This window comes from Klebsiella sp. P1954 (assembly GCF_018199955.1).
Classification (GTDB): domain Bacteria; phylum Pseudomonadota; class Gammaproteobacteria; order Enterobacterales; family Enterobacteriaceae; genus Klebsiella; species Klebsiella pneumoniae.
This window is the reverse complement of record NZ_CP073373.1, coordinates 2,172,699-2,193,538: the sequence shown is the minus strand read 5'-3', so window position 1 is coordinate 2,193,538 and position 20,840 is coordinate 2,172,699. Positions and strand designations below refer to the sequence as shown.

19 protein-coding genes and 1 pseudogene are annotated in these 20,840 nt (G+C 57.0%); 14 read left to right on the top strand and 6 right to left on the bottom strand.

The features are described 5' to 3' along the window. Positions 1 to 51: 51 nt before the first annotated feature. Both yaaA and KB890_RS10570 read right to left on the bottom strand, forming a co-directional pair. Positions 52 to 825, bottom strand: coding sequence for a peroxide stress protein YaaA (yaaA, locus tag KB890_RS10575; protein ID WP_004178561.1), 774 nt, complete (start codon positions 823 to 825; stop codon positions 52 to 54). A 77-nt stretch (positions 826 to 902) separates the two neighbouring features. Then, positions 903 to 2,333: an alanine/glycine:cation symporter family protein gene (locus KB890_RS10570; RefSeq protein WP_020323856.1), complete on the bottom strand. Its 1,431-nt coding sequence runs from the start codon at positions 2,331 to 2,333 to the stop codon at positions 903 to 905. Between the two features lie 202 nt (positions 2,334 to 2,535). Between KB890_RS10570 and tal the strand changes: the two genes are divergently transcribed. From tal to KB890_RS10555, 3 genes are all read left to right on the top strand, one after another. Continuing rightward, positions 2,536 to 3,489 carry a transaldolase gene (gene tal, locus KB890_RS10565; RefSeq protein ID WP_002887897.1) on the top strand — a complete coding sequence of 318 codons (954 nt, stop codon included), beginning with the start codon at positions 2,536 to 2,538 and terminating at the stop codon, positions 3,487 to 3,489. A gap of 99 nt (positions 3,490 to 3,588) precedes the next feature. Further along, positions 3,589 to 4,176: a molybdopterin adenylyltransferase gene (gene mog, locus KB890_RS10560; protein ID WP_002887898.1), complete on the top strand. Its 588-nt coding sequence runs from the start codon at positions 3,589 to 3,591 to the stop codon at positions 4,174 to 4,176. Positions 4,177 to 4,295: 119 nt separating this feature from the next. Beyond that, the gene (locus tag KB890_RS10555) at positions 4,296 to 5,600 is read left to right on the top strand and encodes an MFS transporter (RefSeq protein WP_020323865.1); all 1,305 of its coding nucleotides are present in this window, start codon (positions 4,296 to 4,298) and stop codon (positions 5,598 to 5,600) included. Positions 5,601 to 5,662: 62 nt separating this feature from the next. Here the strand turns inward: KB890_RS10555 and satP are convergent, their stop codons facing one another. The 3 genes from satP to KB890_RS10540 form a co-directional block, all read right to left on the bottom strand. Further along, positions 5,663 to 6,229, bottom strand: coding sequence for an acetate uptake transporter (gene satP, locus KB890_RS10550; RefSeq protein WP_002887905.1), 567 nt, complete (start codon positions 6,227 to 6,229; stop codon positions 5,663 to 5,665). A gap of 88 nt (positions 6,230 to 6,317) precedes the next feature. Then, the gene (gene msyB / locus KB890_RS10545) at positions 6,318 to 7,067 is read right to left on the bottom strand and encodes an acidic protein MsyB (RefSeq protein ID WP_020323867.1); all 750 of its coding nucleotides are present in this window, start codon (positions 7,065 to 7,067) and stop codon (positions 6,318 to 6,320) included. A 27-nt stretch (positions 7,068 to 7,094) separates the two neighbouring features. Beyond that, the gene (locus tag KB890_RS10540; RefSeq protein WP_002887909.1) at positions 7,095 to 7,499 is read right to left on the bottom strand and encodes a DUF2541 family protein; all 405 of its coding nucleotides are present in this window, start codon (positions 7,497 to 7,499) and stop codon (positions 7,095 to 7,097) included. A gap of 385 nt (positions 7,500 to 7,884) precedes the next feature. Here KB890_RS10540 and dnaK point away from each other — a divergent pair, with 385 nt between their 5' ends. The 4 genes from dnaK to nhaR all read left to right on the top strand — a co-directional run bounded on the left by dnaK (position 7,885) and on the right by nhaR (position 13,326). Then, on the top strand, positions 7,885 to 9,801 hold the full coding sequence (gene dnaK / locus KB890_RS10535; RefSeq protein ID WP_004146997.1) for a molecular chaperone DnaK: 1,917 nt from the start codon (positions 7,885 to 7,887) through the stop codon (positions 9,799 to 9,801). 87 nt (positions 9,802 to 9,888) lie between these two features. Beyond that, complete coding sequence (dnaJ, locus tag KB890_RS10530; RefSeq protein ID WP_002887955.1) at positions 9,889 to 11,022, top strand: molecular chaperone DnaJ; 1,134 nt, start codon at positions 9,889 to 9,891, stop codon at positions 11,020 to 11,022. 177 nt (positions 11,023 to 11,199) lie between these two features. Beyond that, a complete protein-coding gene (gene nhaA, locus KB890_RS10525) occupies positions 11,200 to 12,375 on the top strand; it encodes a Na+/H+ antiporter NhaA (protein ID WP_004192071.1) in 1,176 nt (391 codons plus the stop codon). Between the two features lie 54 nt (positions 12,376 to 12,429). Further along, the gene (gene nhaR / locus KB890_RS10520) at positions 12,430 to 13,326 is read left to right on the top strand and encodes a transcriptional activator NhaR (RefSeq protein WP_002887961.1); all 897 of its coding nucleotides are present in this window, start codon (positions 12,430 to 12,432) and stop codon (positions 13,324 to 13,326) included. A 119-nt stretch (positions 13,327 to 13,445) separates the two neighbouring features. Here the strand turns inward: nhaR and rpsT are convergent, their stop codons facing one another. After that, a complete protein-coding gene (rpsT, locus tag KB890_RS10515) occupies positions 13,446 to 13,709 on the bottom strand; it encodes a 30S ribosomal protein S20 (protein ID WP_002887965.1) in 264 nt (87 codons plus the stop codon). Positions 13,710 to 13,825: 116 nt separating this feature from the next. Here rpsT and KB890_RS27580 point away from each other — a divergent pair. The 7 genes and pseudogenes from KB890_RS27580 to rihC form a co-directional block, all read left to right on the top strand. After that, positions 13,826 to 14,031: pseudogene (locus KB890_RS27580) on the top strand (DUF2575 domain-containing protein); the annotation flags it as partial. Positions 14,032 to 14,038: 7 nt separating this feature from the next. Next, the gene (ribF, locus tag KB890_RS10510; RefSeq protein WP_002887969.1) at positions 14,039 to 14,977 is read left to right on the top strand and encodes a bifunctional riboflavin kinase/FAD synthetase; all 939 of its coding nucleotides are present in this window, start codon (positions 14,039 to 14,041) and stop codon (positions 14,975 to 14,977) included. A gap of 43 nt (positions 14,978 to 15,020) precedes the next feature. Beyond that, on the top strand, positions 15,021 to 17,837 hold the full coding sequence (gene ileS, locus KB890_RS10505; protein ID WP_004212580.1) for an isoleucine--tRNA ligase: 2,817 nt from the start codon (positions 15,021 to 15,023) through the stop codon (positions 17,835 to 17,837). Continuing rightward, complete coding sequence (gene lspA / locus KB890_RS10500) at positions 17,837 to 18,337, top strand: signal peptidase II (RefSeq protein WP_002887973.1); 501 nt, start codon at positions 17,837 to 17,839, stop codon at positions 18,335 to 18,337. Before ileS ends, lspA begins: the two co-directional genes overlap by 1 nt. 115 nt (positions 18,338 to 18,452) lie before the next feature. Continuing rightward, entirely contained in the window at positions 18,453 to 18,902 is a 450-nt protein-coding gene (gene fkpB / locus KB890_RS10495; RefSeq protein ID WP_020323869.1) for an FKBP-type peptidyl-prolyl cis-trans isomerase, read from the top strand. A gap of 1 nt (position 18,903) precedes the next feature. Continuing rightward, entirely contained in the window at positions 18,904 to 19,854 is a 951-nt protein-coding gene (ispH, locus tag KB890_RS10490) for a 4-hydroxy-3-methylbut-2-enyl diphosphate reductase (RefSeq protein ID WP_002887979.1), read from the top strand. Positions 19,855 to 19,920: 66 nt separating this feature from the next. Beyond that, a complete protein-coding gene (gene rihC, locus KB890_RS10485) occupies positions 19,921 to 20,835 on the top strand; it encodes a ribonucleoside hydrolase RihC (protein ID WP_002887981.1) in 915 nt (304 codons plus the stop codon). Positions 20,836 to 20,840: the final 5 nt, after the last annotated feature.

Sequence of the window (20,840 nt, the reverse complement as noted above, 5' to 3'; positions counted from 1 at the left end):
TTAATTATATTGAAAAGGGGAATAACTCCCCTTTTTTATTACCGTAACGTGTTACTGCTCGTGGCGTTTAAACACCAGTTCGCCTTTCTCCGAGGCATCCGCATCAAAGAAATAGCCTTCGCTATTAAAGGCTTTGAGCTGCTCCGGCTGGGTTAAGCGGTTTTCAATAATGTAGCGACTCATCAGGCCGCGGGCTTTCTTCGCATAAAAACTGATCACTTTGAATTTGCCGTTCTTCTCATCGAGGAATACCGGCTTGATCAGCTGACCCTGCAATTTTGGCGTTTTCACCGATTTAAAATATTCATCGGAAGCCAGGTTGATGACGATATCGTCGCCCTGGTCGCGCAGCGCCTGATTCAGCTTCTCGGTAATGGTATCCCCCCAGAACTGGTACAGATCTTTGCCGCGCGGATTTTCCAGACGGATCCCCATCTCCAGGCGGTAGGGCTGCATCAGGTCTAACGGGCGCAGCACGCCATACAGCCCGGAGAGCATGCGCAGGTGTTGCTGGGCGAAGTCAAAGTCGTCCTCGGTGAGTGTCTCTGCCTGCAGGCCAGTGTAGACATCGCCTTTAAAGGCGAGGATCGCCTGGCGGGCATTTTGCGGCGTAAAGTCAGGGTGCCAGTCGTGGAAGCGGGTGGCGTTTAGATCCGCCAGCTTGTCGCTAATGCTCATCAGCTTGCCGATTTGCGGCGCGGTCAGCTTACGGGCGATGCCGATAAGCTGCTGAGAATACTCGAGGAGTTCGGGCTGGGTATAGCGAGTCGTTGCCAGCGGGCTTTGATAATCGAGCGTTTTAGCAGGTGAAATCAGAATCAGCATATCCAGTCCTTGCAGGTAATTTCGACGAATTTTAACAAAAAAAGTGCATGGTGGGATCGATAGCTGCAATTGCCGCGCTATTCGCGCGGCAATTCATTCCAGGCGCCCGGGGCCAGCTGTTGGTCAATATCCGGGTAACGAGTGGCATCGAAAGTCGGCTGGATACCCAGCCGCCGCTGACGCAGATAATCGCTGGCGATAATCCGCACCGTCGGGGAGAGCAACAGAATGGCCGTCAGGTTGGTCATCGCCATCAGCGCCATGATGATATCCGCGCTCTGCCAGACGACAGGCAGGCTAACCATGGTCCCCAACAGCACCATCAGGACGGTGAGTATTCGCAGCCCCCAGATATAGCGCGGCTTATCCAGGCGCAGGAAGACCAGATTATTTTCCGCGTACACGTAGTTGGCTACGATAGAGCTAAAGGCGAACAGCAGCACGATGAGGGCGATGAAACCCGCTCCCCAGCCGCCGACCAGCACGCTCATCGCGTGTTGCAAGTCCTGAATACCGTTGAGCGTATATTCATTGTCGGGCCGCGGCGCCAGCATGACGATAATCGCGCTGGCGGTACAGATCACGATAGTATCGATAAACACGCCAATCATCTGCACGATCCCCTGCGCCGCCGGGTGCGGCGGCCAGGAGGCGGCGGCCGCGGCGGCGTTAGGCGAAGAGCCCATCCCTGCTTCATTGGAGAACATGCCGCGCTGGAAGCCGCTGGTCAGCGCCTGGCTGATGGTGTAGCCCACCGCGCCGGCGGCGGCCTCCTGCCAGCCGAAGGCGCAGCGAAAGATGGTGGCGAAAATCGTCGGCAGGGCGGTGATGTGCCACAGGCCGATGAGCAGGCTGGTGGCGATCCACAACAGCGCCATAAAGGGAACGATCCATTGCATCAGACGCGCCACGCCGCGTAAACCACGGAGGATCGCCAGCAAAACGACAACGGCCAGCACGCCGCCGCTGACCGCCGCCGGCAGATCGAACGCATAGCGCAAGGCATGGGCCACGGAGTTAGCCTGCACGGTATTGAAGATAAAACCATAGGCCAGCAGGAGGAGGATCGAAAACAGGACGCCCATCCAACGCATGCCGAGCCCGCGCGCCATATACCAGGCCGGGCCGCCGCGAAACTGTCCGCGGCTATCGCGTTCTTTATACAGCTGAGCAAGGGAACATTCAGCAAAGCTGCTGGCCATGCCGAGCAGGGCGGAAACCCACATCCAGAATACGGCGCCGGGCCCACCGGTGGCGATCGCCAGCGTCACCCCGGCAAGATTGCCGCTGCCGACCCGGGCTGCAAGGCTGGTACAGAGCGCCTGAAAGGACGTTAAACCACCCGGCTGCGGGTGCAGGCTTTTTTTTAGACTGCGGCCGAATTTGCGCACGTAACGAAACTGAATACCCCGGGTTTGCCAGCTAAACCAGATACCGGCGCCCAGTAGCAGATAAATCATCACTGAGCCCCAGAGTATTTCATTGATAAATGAGAGAAAATCAGGCATTAAACATCCTCTTGTCCATGCCGGTACGCCAGTGTAAGCGTTACCAATTAAGTGACAATCCTTTCGCTTTCAGCAAATTAATCTGCATAGTTTATCACACTCTGCGCTCTTCTCTCGTCGGCGGTTGCGCTGACCCGGCAGCGTGTTATCATCTGGGCAGACCGGTTACATCCCCTTAACTGCTGTTTAAGAGAAATATATCATGACGGATAAATTAACTTCTCTGCGTCAGTACACCACTGTCGTCGCTGACACCGGAGATATTGCGGCAATGAAGCTGTATCAGCCTCAGGATGCCACCACTAACCCTTCCCTGATTCTCGGCGCGGCTCAGATCCCTGAGTACCGTAAGCTGATTGACGACGCTGTCGCCTGGGCTCGTAGCCAGAGCAGCGATCGCGCGCAGCAGATCCTCGATGCTTCCGATAAGCTGGCGGTGAACATCGGTCTCGAAATTCTGAAACTGATCCCGGGCCGTATCTCCACCGAAGTGGACGCACGTCTCTCCTATGACACCGAAGCGTCTATCGCGAAAGCCAAGCGCATCATCAAGCTGTACAACGACGCGGGCATCAGCAACGATCGCATTCTGATCAAACTGGCCTCCACCTGGCAGGGCATTCGCGCCGCTGAACAGCTGGAAAAAGAAGGCATTAACTGTAACCTGACGCTGCTGTTCTCCTTCGCTCAGGCTCGCGCTTGCGCCGAAGCGGGCGTCTTCCTGATTTCGCCGTTCGTTGGCCGTATCCTCGACTGGTACAAAGCCAACACCGACAAGAAAGAGTACGCACCGGCAGAAGATCCGGGCGTAGTTTCCGTCAGCGAAATCTACGAGTATTACAAGCAGCACGGCTATGAAACCGTCGTGATGGGCGCAAGCTTCCGTAACGTTGGCGAAATTCTGGAACTGGCTGGCTGTGACCGCCTGACCATCGCCCCGGCGCTGCTGAAAGAGCTGTCCGAAAGCGAAGGCGCCGTTGAGCGTAAGCTGGTATATACCGGTGAAGTGAAAGCGCGTCCGGAGCGTATTACCGAATCTGAGTTCCTGTGGCAGCATAACCAGGATCCGATGGCGGTAGACAAACTGGCGGAAGGTATCCGTAAGTTTGCGATCGACCAGGAAAAACTGGAAAAAATGATCGACGAACTGCTGTAATCGCGCAGGTGGCCGACGCCCGTCGGCCACATTACACTGTCTGTCCCGCCTCCGGCAGTGTATCATTTCGTTTAACGCCACAGTTTGAACGGAATAACCATGAATACCTTACGAATCGGCTTAGTTTCCATTTCCGATCGCGCCTCCAGCGGCGTCTATCAGGATAAAGGCATCCCGGCACTGGAAGAGTGGCTGGCACGCGCCCTGACCACCCCTTTCGAGCTGCAAACCCGTCTGATTCCGGATGAGCAGGCCATCATTGAGCAAACGCTGTGCGAACTGGTTGACGAAATGGGGTGCCATCTGGTGCTGACCACCGGCGGAACCGGCCCTGCGCGTCGCGATGTGACGCCCGACGCAACGCTGGCGATCGCCGATCGCGAGATGCCGGGCTTCGGCGAGCAAATGCGCCAGGTTAGCCTACACTTTGTGCCGACGGCTATCCTTTCCCGGCAGGTCGGTGTGATCCGCAAGCAGGCGCTGATCCTCAACCTTCCCGGGCAACCGAAAGCAATTCAGGAGACTCTGGAAGGGGTGAAAGATGCTGACGGCAACGTGCTGGTGCACGGTATTTTCGCAAGTGTACCTTATTGTGTACAGTTGCTTGAAGGGCCTTATGTGGAAACCGATGGCCGTGTAGTAGAAGCTTTTCGTCCCAAGAGCGCCAGACGCGAAACTTTATCCTGAATTTGATGCATTTTTGATATAACCTGCATCGCTAATGGTGTGCCGTTTTATTTACGATATAGTGATTTTTACTTTACACACTATAAAACACGCTGCACACCTCAGGATGAAATTGCGTTATGTCATATGCAAACCGACCGCTCAACCGCCAGGATTATAAAACGCTGACGCTGGCCGCCCTGGGCGGCGCGCTGGAGTTTTATGACTTTATCATTTTCGTTTTCTTCGCCGCCGTCGTCGGCGAGCTCTTCTTCCCTGCGGATATTCCCGAATGGCTGCGCCAGGTGCAAACCTTTGGCATTTTCGCCGCCGGTTACCTGGCGCGTCCGCTGGGGGGGATCATCATGGCCCACTTTGGCGATCTGGTGGGGCGCAAGAAAATGTTCACCCTCAGCATCCTGCTGATGGCGCTGCCAACCCTGGCGATCGGTCTGCTACCGACCTATAGCTCGGTAGGTATCATCGCCCCGCTGCTATTGCTGCTGATGCGTATTCTGCAGGGAGCGGCGATCGGCGGTGAAGTTCCAGGCGCCTGGGTGTTTGTCGCTGAGCATGTCCCGGAAAAGCGCATTGGTATCGCCTGCGGCACGCTGACGGCCGGCCTGACGGTTGGCATTCTGCTGGGGTCGGTGGTGGCCACGCTTATCAATACCAGTCTGTCGCCGCAGGGGATCCACGACGGCGGCTGGCGGATCCCCTTCCTGCTGGGCGGCGTATTTGGTCTGATAGCGATGTATCTGCGCCGCTGGCTGCAGGAGACGCCGATTTTTCTTGAGATGCAGCAGCGCAAAGCGCTGGCGCAGGAACTGCCGGTAAAAGCGGTGGCGCTCAAGCACCAGAAGGCGGTGGTGATCTCTATGCTGCTGACCTGGCTGCTGTCGGCTGGCGTGGTGGTGGTGATCCTGATGTCGCCGGTCTGGCTGCAGAAGCACTATGGTTTTGCGCCGGCCATTACCCTGCAGGCCAACAGCATCGCCACCATTATGTTGTGCATCGGCTGTCTGCTCGCCGGGCTGGCGGCGGACCGCTTCGGCGCCAGCCGCACTTTTATCGTCGGCAGCCTGCTGCTGGCGGTTGCCAGCTGGGCATTTTACCATCTTGCCGGCGCCAGCCCGCAGCGGCTGTTTATGCTCTACGGTACGGTGGGGCTTTGCGTCGGCGTGGTGGGGGCGGTGCCCTATGTGATGGTGCGGGCCTTCCCGGCGGAAGTACGCTTCACCGGCATCTCTTTCTCCTACAACCTGTCGTACGCGATCTTTGGCGGCCTGACGCCGATTGCGGTCACCATGCTGATGGGGGTGTCGCCGATGGCGCCGGCCTGGTATGTGCTGGCCCTGTCGCTGATGGGGCTGGGATTAGGTATCTGGCTGCGTCAGGAGCTGACGGCGCCGACGGGGATGCCGGAAGGGGAGCTGCAGCGTTAACGATGGCTAGCTGATGCTGATAATGACCTGCCGCCGCCCTGTGACCGGACGGCGGCGGAAGATTAGCGCGGTTCGCCGATCGGCAGCACGGTGCGGCCGAACTGTTCGTTCAGCACTTCACCCATCGCCAGGTAAATAGCGCTGGCGCCACAAATCAGGCCGACCCAGCCGGCTACCTTCACAATGCCTTCGTTATCGGCCAAATGGCCAATCGCCAGCAGCGCGAACAGTACGGTCAGGCTCAGGAAGACAAACTGCAGCATGCGGGCTGCCTTCAGGGTGCCAAAGAACATAAACAGGGTAAAGACGCCCCACAGGCCGAGGTACATACCGAGGAAGTGCGCGTTTGGCGCGTCTGCCAGGCCCATTTTCGGCATCAGAAGAATCGCCACCAGCGTCAGCCAGAAGCTGCCGTAGGAGGTAAAAGCGGTTAAGCCAAAAGTGTTGCCTTTTTTGTATTCCAGCAGGCCGGCAAAAATTTGCGCAATGCCGCCGTAAAAAATCCCCATCGCCAGGATAGCTACATCGAATGCGAACAGGCCGCTATTCGCCAGGTTAAGCAGAATAGTGGTCATGCCGAAGCCCATAAGGCCCAGCGGTGCCGGATTAGCCAACTTAGTGTTGCCCATAATTCCTCAAAATTATCATTAAAAGGGAAGCATTACCCCGCGACTTGGCGGCGGGGCGCGGCATAATAATGAGGCGCTGAAGGGCTGTCTATGATCTGGCGGGGTATTTTTCACCAATTTCCGCGGTGTCTGACGGCGGCTGGAGCATTTGCCGTAAACAGGCAATATGCAGGACCGCGGGGATGGTGACCCGGTAGGCGCTGCCGCTCACCGCTTTCACGCTGTTCAGCGCGGCGCCGAGCGGTCCGCCCAGCCCGGCGCCGCGCACCAGGCCATGACCGATGACGCTCACCGCGGCGTGCGTGCGCAGGATGGCGGTTAAGCGTTCGTCCAGCAACAAAGTGACGCCTTCGCTTAGCTTGCGATGCCTCAGCAGATGAGCCATCAGGCTGTCCAGCTCATGGCTCCGGCACTCCACCGCGGCGAGAAACTGCGCTTTTTGCTCCGCGTTCAGTTTATTCCAGCCGTGCTGCAGAAAATGCGCCAGCAACTGCTGCTCGATCTGCGGCGTCGACAGCTGTTTGTCGACCTTAGCTTTCAGTCGTTTACATACATCCAGCAGGATCGCGCGATAAAATTTGCCATGGCGGCGCAGCGTGTTGGCGATGCTATCGCCGCCAAAATGCTGTAGCTCACCGGCGATTAGCTGCCAGTTGCGGCGATAACGCTCCGGGTGACCCTCCATCGCTAAAAATGTCTCGTTGCGCAGGAGCGTGCTGGAGAGACGGGGTTTGCCATTTTCCCCGTGGGTCAGAATGCGGGTAAAGGCTTCCAGATGCGCCTCGCTGCACTCAGGCAGAAAGGCGAGATCGTCATCCTCCAGGTAATTAATATGCATAACGTTTTCTCTCGGGCAGGGGCGACGTTAGTCATCGCCGATAATTTTCAGTGATGCCATATCTGAGGAGTGCACCGTGTGGCCGGAGAAGGCGATTTTCTTCACGCAACGTTTGTTGTCGTTATCGCTATTGATGTTGATCCAGCCGGTGGTGCTGCCCTCTTTGATCCCGGCGGGGACGTTCAGCGTGTGGCTGGCGCCGCGGCTGGCCTTAAAGTAGACCGTCGCCCCGGAGAGTTGTACATCGCCGCGGTCGGCGCTGAGCTGAATGCGTTTGACCACCCGGCAGACGGGAAGCGTCAGCGTCAGGTCGTTGGTTTCATTGCGCGGCATAGCTATCACGCCGAGAATTTTATGGTCGTTAGCGGCCGCCGAGGTGATAAATGACACGCCGAGGATAAGCCCTACGGAAAGCCGGTATAGCGATTTCATTAATTTGTCCCCTGAATAAGCGAAGTGCGATGGCGGGGGAGTTTATCACTGCGAAAACGGGGCTTTTAGCGCGCAAGTATTGCTGGTTATGTCAATGATATTATGAATGTATTTCCTATTTTAATCCGTTTTTTGTATGTATATTTCGCCGTCGTTTTTGCCATCCAACAACCTTGTTCGGCAAGTCATCCGTAACCCTGTGCGAATCCGAGGCAAAAAATTTTTATGCTTGCCCCTTGATGCCGGAGTGGGCGACCCCATCTTGTAGTCAACCGCAGTGAAGAACCTGAAAAAAAATGATGTCTGGGCAGTTGAAACCGCACGTTTCGCCCTTATTACAGGTTCACAACCACATGTTGATCGAATTTTTAGTGGAGACGTTTAGATGGGTAAAATTATTGGTATCGACCTGGGTACTACCAACTCTTGTGTAGCGATTATGGATGGCACTACTGCACGCGTGCTGGAGAACGCCGAAGGCGATCGCACCACGCCTTCTATCATTGCCTATACCCAGGATGGTGAAACTCTGGTTGGTCAGCCGGCTAAACGTCAGGCAGTGACAAACCCGCAAAACACCCTGTTTGCGATTAAACGCCTGATTGGCCGCCGCTTCCAGGACGAAGAAGTTCAGCGTGACGTTTCTATCATGCCATACAAAATTGTTGCCGCAGACAATGGCGACGCATGGCTGGATGTGAAAGGCACCAAAACTGCACCGCCGCAGATCTCTGCTGAAGTGCTGAAGAAAATGAAGAAAACGGCTGAAGATTACCTGGGTGAACCGGTAACTGAAGCGGTTATCACCGTACCGGCTTACTTCAACGATGCGCAGCGTCAGGCAACAAAAGATGCCGGCCGTATCGCCGGTCTGGAAGTCAAACGTATCATCAACGAACCAACCGCGGCCGCGCTGGCTTACGGTCTGGATAAAGAAGTGGGCAACCGTACTATCGCGGTTTACGACCTCGGTGGTGGTACTTTCGATATCTCGATTATCGAAATCGACGAAGTTGATGGCGAAAAAACCTTTGAAGTTCTGGCGACCAACGGTGATACCCACCTGGGCGGCGAAGACTTCGATACTCGTCTGATCAACTACCTCGTTGATGAGTTCAAGAAAGATCAGGGCATTGACCTGCGCAACGACCCGCTGGCCATGCAGCGCCTGAAAGAAGCCGCTGAGAAAGCGAAGATTGAACTGTCTTCTGCTCAGCAGACCGACGTTAACCTGCCGTACATCACTGCAGACGCGACCGGTCCGAAACACATGAACATCAAAGTGACTCGCGCGAAACTGGAAAGCCTGGTAGAAGACCTGGTTAACCGTTCCATCGAGCCGCTGAAAGTCGCTCTGCAGGATGCCGGTCTGTCCGTTTCCGATATCAACGACGTGATCCTCGTTGGTGGTCAGACTCGTATGCCGATGGTGCAGAAGAAAGTGGCCGAGTTCTTTGGTAAAGAACCGCGTAAAGACGTTAACCCGGATGAAGCCGTGGCGATCGGTGCTGCCGTTCAGGGCGGTGTACTGACTGGCGATGTGAAAGACGTTCTGCTGCTCGACGTAACCCCGCTGTCGCTGGGTATCGAAACCATGGGCGGCGTGATGACTGCGCTTATCAGCAAAAACACCACCATCCCGACCAAGCACAGCCAGGTGTTCTCTACTGCAGAAGACAACCAGTCTGCGGTAACCATCCATGTGCTGCAGGGTGAGCGTAAACGCGCGTCTGATAACAAATCTCTGGGTCAGTTCAACCTGGATGGTATTAACCCGGCGCCGCGCGGCATGCCGCAGATCGAAGTGACCTTCGACATCGATGCTGACGGTATCCTGCACGTCTCCGCGAAAGACAAAAACAGCGGTAAAGAGCAGAAGATCACCATCAAAGCGTCTTCCGGTCTGAATGAAGAAGAAATTCAGAAAATGGTTCGCGAAGCAGAAGCTAACGCCGAATCTGACCGTAAGTTCGAAGAGCTGGTACAGACCCGCAACCAGGGCGACCATCTGCTGCACAGCACTCGTAAGCAGGTTGAAGAAGCAGGCGATAAACTGCCGGCTGACGACAAAACTGCCATTGAGTCTGCGCTGACCGCGCTGGAATCTTCTCTGAAAGGCGAAGACAAAGCGGATATCGAAGCGAAAATGCAGGCGCTGGCGCAGGCTTCTCAGAAGCTGATGGAAATTGCTCAGCAGCAGCACGCTCAGCAGCAGGCGGGTTCCGCTGACGCTCAGGCGAGCAACGCGAAAGACGACGATGTTGTCGACGCTGAGTTCGAAGAAGTGAAAGATAAAAAATAATCGCCCTTTGAACGGGTAAAACACTGGCACGGGCGAAGAGGTTTCCTCTCCGCCCGTGCACGCATGTTAAGGGGCTGAAAAACACCGATGGCAAAGCAAGATTACTACGAGATTTTAGGCGTTTCCAAAACAGCGGAAGAGCGTGAAATCAAAAAGGCTTATAAGCGCCTGGCCATGAAATATCACCCGGACCGCAACCAGGGTGATAAAGAGGCTGAAGCCAAATTTAAAGAAATCAAAGAAGCGTATGAAATCCTGACTGATGCCCAGAAGCGTGCGGCCTACGATCAGTACGGCCACGCGGCCTTCGAACAGGGCGGCATGGGCGGCGGCGGCGGTTTTGGCGGCGGTGCCGACTTCAGCGATATCTTTGGCGATGTTTTCGGCGATATCTTTGGCGGCGGACGTGGTCGTCAGCGCGCGGCACGCGGCGCCGATCTCCGTTACAACATGGAGCTGACGCTGGAAGAAGCGGTGCGCGGCGTCACTAAAGAGATCCGTATTCCGACGCTGGAAGAGTGCGACGTCTGCCACGGCAGCGGCGCCAAGGCCGGCAGCAAACCGCAGACCTGTCCGACCTGTCATGGCGCGGGCCAGGTGCAGATGCGCCAGGGCTTTTTTGCTGTACAGCAGACCTGTCCGCACTGCCAGGGACGCGGTACGCTAATTAAAGATCCGTGCAATAAATGTCATGGCCATGGCCGCGTAGAAAAAACCAAAACCCTGTCGGTTAAAATTCCGGCGGGCGTGGATACCGGTGACCGGATCCGTCTGGCGGGCGAAGGCGAGGCCGGCGAACATGGCGCGCCGGCAGGCGATCTGTACGTTCAGGTTCAGGTGAAGCAGCACGCTATCTTTGAGCGTGAAGGCAATAACCTGTACTGCGAAGTTCCGATCAACTTCACCATGGCGGCGCTGGGCGGTGAGATCGAGGTCCCAACGCTCGACGGCCGCGTGAACCTGAAAATTCCAGGTGAAACCCAGACCGGCAAGCTGTTCCGCATGCGTGGAAAAGGCGTGAAATCCGTTCGCGGCGGCGCGCAGGGCGATCTGCTGTGCCGCGTAGTGGTGGAGACGCCGGTGGGGCTGAATGAGAAGCAGAAGCAGCTGCTGAAAGAGCTGCAGGAGAGCTTCGGCGGTCCGACCGGGGAAAACAACAGCCCGCGTTCGAAAAGCTTCTTTGACGGCGTGAAGAAGTTCTTCGACGACCTGACCCGCTAATTCCACCTTTGTTGATATCCGGCCCGGGCCTTTGCTGCCCGGGCTTTTTTTCGCCTTAGAACTCCCCTTTAACTCGTAAAAAGCGAATATTAGCGCAACTTAAATCTGATTTTTTCGAGTTATCAGTATGTGTATTATGCTTTTATCGAGTTATTCACCAACAGGATGAAAGTAAAAGTGAAACATCTGCAACGATTCTTTAGTAGCGATGCTTCCGGCGGCATTGTCTTAATCATCGCCGCCGCGCTGGCGATGGTGATGGCCAATACCAGCGTGACCAGCGGTCTGTATCACTCCTTCCTTGAGACGCCAGTACAGCTGCGTGTGGGCGCGCTGGAGATCAACAAGAACATGCTGTTATGGATCAATGATGCCCTGATGGCGGTGTTCTTTTTGCTGATTGGCCTGGAGGTCAAGCGCGAGTTGATTCAGGGCTCGCTGGCGAGCCGCCGTCAGGCGGTCTTCCCGGTGATAGCCGCGCTGGGCGGGATGATCGTCCCGGCGCTGGTCTACCTGGCCTTTAACGCCCAGGATCCTGTCGCCAGAGAGGGATGGGCGATCCCGGCGGCGACGGATATTGCCTTTGCCCTCGGCGTGCTGGCGCTGTTAGGTAGCCGGGTCCCGACGGCGCTGAAGATTTTCCTGATGGCGCTGGCGATTATTGATGACCTCGGGGCTATCGTGATTATCGCGCTGTTTTATACCCACGACCTGTCCATGCTCTCGCTGGGCGTGGCGGCGGCGGCGATTGCGGTGCTGGTGGCCCTGAATCTGAGCGGCGTGCGGCGTACCGGGATCTATATTCTGGTTGGCGCGGTGTTGTGGACGGCGGTGCTGAAGTCTGGCGTTCACGCGACCCTTGCCGGGGTGATTGTCGGCTTTATGATCCCGCTCGAAGAAAAGCATGGCAAGTCGCCGGCCAAAGCGCTTGAGCATGTCCTGCACCCGTGGGTGGCGTTTATGATCCTGCCGCTGTTTGCCTTCGCGAACGCGGGGGTCTCACTGCAGGGGGTCACCCTTGCCGGGCTGACGTCGCTCCTGCCGCTGGGCATTATGGCTGGCCTGTTTATCGGTAAGCCGCTGGGGATTAGCCTGTTCTGCTGGCTGGCCCTGAAGCTGAAGTGGGCTTCGCTGCCGGAGGGAACCACCTGCAAGCAAATTATGGCGGTGGGGATCCTGTGCGGGATTGGCTTTACGATGTCGATTTTCATCGCCACCCTGGCCTTTGGCAGCGTGGATCCCGCGTTGATCAACTGGGCCAAGCTTGGCATTCTGATCGGCTCAGTGCTATCAGCGGTCGTCGGCTACCTCATACTGCGTCAGCGCGTGACGGATACTCGCCTCGCGGTATAACCTTTCTGCAGGAGAGCCCGTCAGGCTCTCCTGGACATTATCAGGGAGAGAAGCATGTCACATATTAACTACAATCATCTGTACTACTTCTGGCACGTGTATAAAGAAGGGTCCGTCGTGGGCGCGGCGGAGGCGCTGTTTCTGACGCCGCAGACCATTACCGGGCAGATCAAAGCCCTGGAGGAGCGCCTGCAGGGGAAATTATTTAAGCGAAAGGGAAGGGGACTTGAGCCGAGCGAGCTGGGGGAGCTGGTTTTTCGCTATGCCGACAGGATGTTTACCCTCAGCCAGGAGATGCTCGACATCGTCAACTATCGCAAAGAGTCGAACCTGCTGTTTGACGTCGGCGTGGCCGATGCGCTCTCGAAACGGCTGGTCAGCGGCGTGCTGGATGCCGCCGTCGTTGAGAGCGAGCAGATTCATTTGCGCTGTTTTGAATCCACTCATGAGCTGCTGCTGGAGCAGCTGAGCCAGCATAAGCTCGACATGATTATCTCTGACTGCCCGATCGACTCGACGCAGCAGGAAGGGCTATTTTCGGTGAAGATCGGCGAGTGCAGCGTCAGCTTCTGGTGCATGAATCCGGCGCCGACGAAGCCGTTCCCGGCCTGCCTCGAAGAGCGGCGGCTGCTGATCCCCGGCCGGCGATCGATGCTGGGACGTAAGCTGCTGAACTGGATTAACGTGCAGGGCCTGAAGGTGGAGATCCTCGGCGAGTTTGACGACGCGGCGCTCATGAAAGCCTTCGGCGCCGCACATAATGCGATATTTGTCGCGCCGACGCTCTACGCGCATGATTTCTACCATGATGAATCGATTGTCGAAATTGGCCGTATGGATAGCGTGATGGAGGAGTATCACGCTATTTTCGCTGAACGAATGATTCAGCACCCGGCGGTACAGCGTATCTGTAATCGCGATTATTCGTCGCTGTTCACCGAACCCCGATAGCCGGAAGGCGTGGGCTGGCGTGGCTCAGATCGCGCCAGCGTGCGTTACCGGGGGAAGATGGTAGGCATAAAAAAACCCGCTTTCGCGGGTTTCTTTAACAAAGTTCAGCAAGCAGGCGATTAAGCCAGTTTGTTGATCTGTGCAGTCAGGTTTGCTTTATGACGCGCAGCTTTGTTTTTGTGGATCAGACCTTTAGCAGCCTGACGGTCCACGATCGGTTGCATTTCGTTAAATGCTTTCTGTGCAGCAGCTTTGTCGCCAGCTTCGATAGCTGCGTATACTTTCTTGATGAAAGTACGCATCATAGAGCGACGGCTTGCGTTGTGCTTGCGAGCCTTTTCAGACTGAACGGCGCGCTTCTTAGCTGATTTGATATTAGCCAAGGTCCAACTCCCAAATGTGTTCTATATGGACAATTCAAAGGCCGAGGAATATGCCCGTTTAGCCTTCTTTTGTCAATGGATTTGTGCAAATAAGCGCCGTTTAACACCACAGCGCTTCATTACGTAGTGATGGCGCAAGATTCTACCAGCTTGTTGCAGGCGAATACAGCTTTTCCACCATAAAAATCGCCGGGCGCGGCCAGTTTTCACGCTTTCTCGCGCTGAGTGAATGAATTCCTGAGAACTTTCGTTGCCGAGGTGCAATCGCTGGTTAACGTTGACAGTTGTACAAGGTATACTCGGACGATTTTCACTGTTTTGAGCCAGACATGAAGCTGATACGCGGCATACATAATCTCAGTCAGGCCCCGCACGGGTGCGTGCTGACCATTGGTAATTTCGACGGCGTGCATCGTGGGCATCAGGCGCTGCTGCAGCGGTTGCGCGAAGAGGGCCGCCAGCGCGGTTTACCGGTCGTGGTGATGATTTTTGAACCCCAGCCGCTGGAGCTCTTTGCCGCTGATAAAGCCCCGGCGCGATTGACCCGCCTGCGTGAAAAGCTGGGCTATCTGGCTGAAAGCGGGGTTGACTATGTATTGTGCGTTCGCTTTGACCGCCGGTTCGCCGCGCTAACCGCGCAGGATTTTATCAGTGAACTGCTGGTGCGTCGCCTGGGCGTGCAGTTCCTCGCCGTTGGTGACGATTTCCGCTTTGGCGCTGGTCGCCAGGGGGATTTCTTGTTATTACAAAAGGCGGGGGCGGAATATGGCTTCGACGTCACCAGCACCCAAACCTTCTGCGAAGGCGGGGTGCGAATCAGTAGCACGGCGGTACGCCAGGCGCTGGCCGATGACGATCTCCTGCTGGCGGAGACGCTGCTCGGCCATCCGTTTAGCATCTCCGGACGCGTCGTGCATGGTGATGAACTAGGCCGAACCATAGGTTTTCCGACGGCGAACTTACCGCTGCGTCGTCAGGTTTCCCCGGTAAAAGGGGTCTATGCGGTAGAAGTGACAGGGCTGGGCGACAAACCGATAGCGGGCGTCGCCAATATTGGCACCCGTCCAACGGTTGCGGGCGTGCGTCAGCAGCTCGAAGTACATCTGTTGGACGTTGTAATGGACCTCTACGGTCGCCATATCAATGTAATACTGCGTAAAAAGATACGTAACGAGCAGCGGTTTGCGTCGCTGGACGAGCTGAAGGCGCAAATCGCACGTGATGAGTTAACGGCCCGCGAATTATTTGGGCTGACCAGCCAGGCCTGAGCCACTGGTGTTTATCAAACCGAAATACGGAACCGAGAATCTGATGAGTGACTATAAATCGACCCTGAATTTGCCGGAAACAGGGTTCCCTATGCGTGGCGACCTCGCCAAACGCGAACCGGGAATGCTGGCGCGTTGGACCGATGATGACCTGTACGGCATCATTCGTGCAGCCAAAAAAGGCAAAAAAACCTTCATTCTGCATGATGGCCCTCCTTATGCGAATGGCAGCATTCATATTGGTCACTCGGTAAACAAGATTCTGAAAGACATTATCGTTAAGTCCAAAGGACTGACGGGCTATGACTCGCCTTACGTTCCGGGCTGGGACTGCCACGGTCTGCCGATCGAGCTGAAAGTGGAGCAGGAATACGGCAAGCCGGGTGAGAAATTTACCGCTGCCGAATTCCGCGCTAAGTGCCGCGAATATGCCGCCGAGCAGATCGATGGCCAGCGTAAAGACTTTATCCGTCTCGGCGTGCTGGGCGACTGGTCGCATCCGTACCTGACCATGGACTTCAAAACCGAAGCCAACATCATCCGCGCGCTGGGCAAAATCATCGGTAATGGCCACCTGCATAAAGGCGCCAAACCGGTGCACTGGTGCGTAGACTGCCGTTCCGCGCTGGCGGAAGCGGAAGTGGAGTATTACGACAAAACCTCTCCGTCTATCGATGTCGCGTTCCACGCGGTAGACAAAGCCGCGGTACTGGCGAAATTCGGCGTAGCCGACGTCAACGGTCCGGTGTCGCTGGTTATCTGGACCACCACGCCGTGGACCCTGCCGGCCAACCGCGCTATCTCTCTGTCTCCTGAGTTCGACTATGCGCTGGTGCAGGTTGACGGCCAGGCGCTGATCCTGGCGAAAGACCTGGTTGAGAGCGTAATGAAGCGCGTTGGCGCGACGGACTACACTATTCTGGCGGCGGTACAAGGTTCTGAGCTTGAGCTGATGCGCTTTAAGCATCCGTTCCTCGATTTCGACGTGCCGGCGATCCTTGGCGACCACGTGACGCTGGATGCCGGTACCGGTGCGGTGCATACCGCTGGCGGCCACGGTCCGGACGACTACACCATCAGCCAGAAATACGGTCTGGAAATCGCCAACCCGGTTGGCCCGGACGGCGCTTACCTGCCTGGCACCTGGCCGTCCCTGGACGGCATTAATGTTTTCAAAGCCAATGACATCATCGTTGAGATGCTGCGTGAGCGTGGCGCGCTGTTACACGTTGAGAAACTGCAGCACAGCTATCCATGCTGCTGGCGCCACAAGTCGCCGATCATCTTCCGCGCCACTCCGCAGTGGTTCGTGAGCATGGATCAGAAAGGCCTGCGCGCGCAGTCGCTGAAAGAGATCAAAGGCGTGCAGTGGATCCCGGACTGGGGCCAGGCGCGTATCGAATCGATGGTCGCTAACCGCCCTGACTGGTGTATCTCCCGTCAGCGCACCTGGGGCGTGCCGATGTCGCTGTTCGTGCATAAAGAAACCCACGAACTGCACCCGCGTACCCTTGAACTGATGGAAGAAGTGGCAAAACGCGTTGAAGTTGACGGCATCCAGGCGTGGTGGGATCTCGATTCCCGCGACATTCTTGGCGATGACGCCGACAGCTATGAGAAAGTGCCGGATACCCTCGACGTCTGGTTTGACTCCGGGTCGACCCACTCTTCCGTGGTTGACGTGCGTCCGGAATTCGCCGGTCACGCCGCCGATATGTATCTGGAAGGTTCTGACCAGCATCGCGGCTGGTTCATGTCCTCGCTGATGATTTCCACGGCGATGAAAGGCAAAGCGCCATATCGCCAGGTACTGACCCACGGCTTCACCGTCGACGGCCAGGGCCGCAAAATGTCCAAGTCTATCGGCAACACCGTTAGCCCGCAGGACGTGATGAACAAGCTCGGCGCCGATATCCTGCGCCTGTGGGTGGCTTCCACCGACTACACCGGCGAAATGGCGGTCTCTGACGAGATCCTCAAACGCGCTGCGGACAGCTATCGTCGTATCCGTAATACCGCGCGCTTCCTGCTGGCGAACCTTAACGGTTTCGATCCGGCGAAAGACATGGTTAAACCGGAAGAGATGGTGGTGCTGGACCGCTGGGCGGTCGGCTGCGCGCAGGCGGCACAGGAAGATATCCTGAAAGCCTACGAATCCTACGACTTCCATGAAGTGGTGCAGCGCCTGATGCGCTTCTGCTCCATCGAGATGGGCTCGTTCTACCTCGACATCATCAAAGACCGCCAGTACACCGCCAAGGCGGACAGCGTGGCGCGTCGCAGCTGCCAGACCGCGCTGTTCCATATCGTGGAAGCGCTGGTGCGCTGGATGGCGCCGATCATGTCCTTCACCGCAGATGAAATCTGGGGCTATCTGCCGGGCGAGCGTGAGAAATATGTCTTCACCGGCGAGTGGTATGAAGGTCTGTTCGGCCTGGCCGACGACGAAGCGATGAACGATGATTTCTGGGACGAGCTGCTGAAGGTGCGTGGCGAAGTCAACAAAGTGATCGAGCAGGCGCGTGCGGATAAGAAAGTCGGCGGCTCGCTGGAAGCGGCAGTCACGCTGTATGCTGATGCCGATCTGGCGGCTAAGCTCAATGCGCTGGGCGATGAATTGCGATTTGTCCTGTTGACCTCCGGGGCGAACGTCGCAGACTATGCGAGCGCGTCCGCTGATGCGCAGCAAAGCGAACTGCTCAAAGGGCTGAAAGTCGCATTGAGTAAAGCTGAAGGTGAGAAATGCCCGCGCTGCTGGCATTACACCACCGATATCGGCAAGGTGGCGGAACACGCGGAAATCTGCGGACGCTGTGTGAGCAACGTCGCCGGTGACGGCGAGCAACGTAAATTCGCCTGATGAGTAAATCGATCTGTTCAACGGGGCTACGCTGGCTGTGGGTGGTCGTAGCCGTGCTGATTATCGATCTGGGCAGCAAATTCCTGATCCTCCAGAACTTCGCTCTGGGGGAGACGGTTCCGCTGTTCCCGTCGCTTAATCTGCATTATGCCCGCAACTATGGCGCGGCCTTTAGCTTCCTCGCCGACAGCGGCGGCTGGCAGCGCTGGTTCTTTTCCGGGATCGCGATCGGTATTTGCGTGGTGCTGACGGTGCTGATGTACCGTTCGAAGGCGACGCAAAAGCTGAACAATATTGCCTACGCGCTGATTATCGGCGGCGCGCTGGGCAACTTGTTCGATCGCCTGTGGCATGGCTTTGTGGTCGATATGATCGACTTCTACGTCGGCGACTGGCATTTTGCCACCTTCAACCTCGCCGATAGCGCGATCTGCATCGGCGCAGCGCTGATTGTGCTGGAAGGCTTCCTGCCGAAACCGACTGTGAAAGAGCAGGCGTAAATCTCAATGCCGGGTGACGTGACGCTTACCCGGCCTACAGAATTTTTGGCCCCCGTAGGCCCGGTAAGCGTAATGCCGCCGGGCACCGGGTGACCTAAACAAGCGAGCAATTTGCATGTCTAAATCCGTACAGAGCAACAGCGCGGTACTGGTGCACTTCACTCTGAAACTGGACGACGGCTCCACTGCCGAGTCCACCCGCAGCAACGGCAAACCGGCGCTGTTTCGCCTCGGCGACACCTCTTTGTCTGAAGGGCTGGAGCAACAGCTTCTCGGTTTGAAAGAGGGGGAGCAAAAGGCCTTTTCGCTGGAGCCTGACGCCGCCTTTGGCGTACCCAGCCCGGACCTGATTCAGTATTTCTCTCGCCGCGAGTTTATCGACGCTGGCGAGCCGGAGATCGGCGCGATTATGCTCTTTACCGCAATGGATGGCAGCGAAATGCCTGGCGTGATCCGCGAAGTGAACGGCGATTCCATCACCGTTGACTTCAACCATCCGCTGGCCGGGCGCACTGTTCATTTTGATATTGAAGTGCTGGAGATCGATCCGGCGCTGGAGGAGTAACATGCAGATCCTGTTGGCTAACCCGCGCGGTTTTTGCGCTGGCGTTGACCGCGCTATCAGCATTGTAGAAAACGCGCTGACGCTGTATGGCGCACCGATCTATGTTCGTCATGAAGTGGTGCACAACCGCTATGTGGTGGATAGCCTGCGCAAGCGTGGCGCCATTTTTATCGAACAGATCAGCGAAGTGCCGGACGGCGCGATCCTGATTTTCTCCGCCCACGGCGTGTCGCAGGCGGTACGCAACGAAGCGAAGAGCCGCGACCTGACGGTGTTCGATGCCACCTGTCCGCTGGTGACCAAAGTCCATATGGAAGTCGCCCGCGCCAGCCGCCGCGGCGAAGAGTCGATTCTGATTGGCCATGCCGGCCATCCGGAAGTCGAAGGCACCATGGGACAGTACAACAACCCGCAAGGGGGGATGTACCTGGTCGAGTCGCCGGAAGACGTGCTGAAGCTGGAAGTGAAAAATGACGCCCGGCTGTCGTTTATGACCCAGACCACGCTCTCCGTCGACGATACCTCGGATGTGATTGACGCCCTGCGCGCGCGTTTTCCGAAAATCGTCGGCCCGCGCAAAGACGACATTTGCTATGCCACCACTAACCGTCAGGAAGCCGTGCGCGCGCTGGCGGAGCAGGCTGACGTAGTGCTGGTGGTCGGGTCGAAAAACTCCTCCAACTCTAACCGCCTCGCCGAGCTGGCGCAGCGGATGGGTAAGGCGGCTTACCTGATTGACGACGCCTCCGATATCCAGGAAGCGTGGGTCAAGGATGCGGCCTGCGTCGGCGTGACGGCGGGCGCGTCGGCGCCGGATATTCTGGTGCAGAACGTCATTACCCGCCTGCAGGAGCTGGGCGGCGGCGAAGCCGTGCCGCTGGAAGGCCGGGAAGAGAATATCGTCTTTGAAGTGCCGAAAGAGCTGCGTGTGGATGTCCGTGAAGTAGAGTAAGTTCTTTCCTCCAGCAGTATGAGAAGATGCCAGACTTAACGTCTGGCATTTTTTTAGGGAGAAACCATGCGCTTACCAATCATTCTTGATACCGATCCGGGCATCGACGATGCCGCCGCCATTGCCGCGGCGCTGTTCGCGCCTGAGCTGGATCTGCAGTTGATGACCACCGTAGCGGGCAATGTCTCGGTGGAGAAGACGACCCGTAACGCGCTGCAATTGCTGCATTTCTGGAATGCCGATGTACCGCTGGCGCAGGGGGCGTCGATGCCGCTGGTGCGTCCGTTGCGCGACGCCGCCTCGGTGCATGGCGAATCCGGCATGGAGGGGTATGACTTTGTTGAGCATCAACGTCAACCGTTGGCGAAGCCGGCCTTCCAGGCTATCCGTGATGCGCTTATGCATGCTGCCGAGCCGATCACCCTGGTGGCGATTGGTCCGCTGACCAATATAGCGCTGCTGCTGACCCAGTACCCGGAATGCGTGTTTAATATTCGCCGGCTGGTGATCATGGGCGGCTCGGCGGGCCGCGGCAACTTCACGCCGAATGCGGAATTCAATATCGCTATCGACCCGGAGGCCGCCGCGAAAGTGTTCCACAGCGGGCTGGAGATTGTGATGTGCGGGCTGGACGTCACCAACCGGGCGCTGCTGGCGGCGGATTATCTGGCGACGCTGCCGACGCTGAACCAGACCGGTAAAATGCTCCATGCGCTGTTTAGCCACTATCGCAGCGGCAGCATGAGCAGCGGTCTGCGCATGCACGACTTGTGCGCTATTGCGTGGCTGGCCCGCCCGGAACTGTTCACTCTCCAGCCGTGCTTTGTGGCGGTGGAGACGCAGGGGACCTGGACCGCCGGCACCACGGTGGTGGATATCGAAGGACGACTGGGCCAGCCGGCGAACGCCCAGGTGGCGCTGGATATCGACGTCGAAGGGTTTCAGCGCTGGGCGGCGGAGGTGATTGCCCTGGCGCCGTGATATAT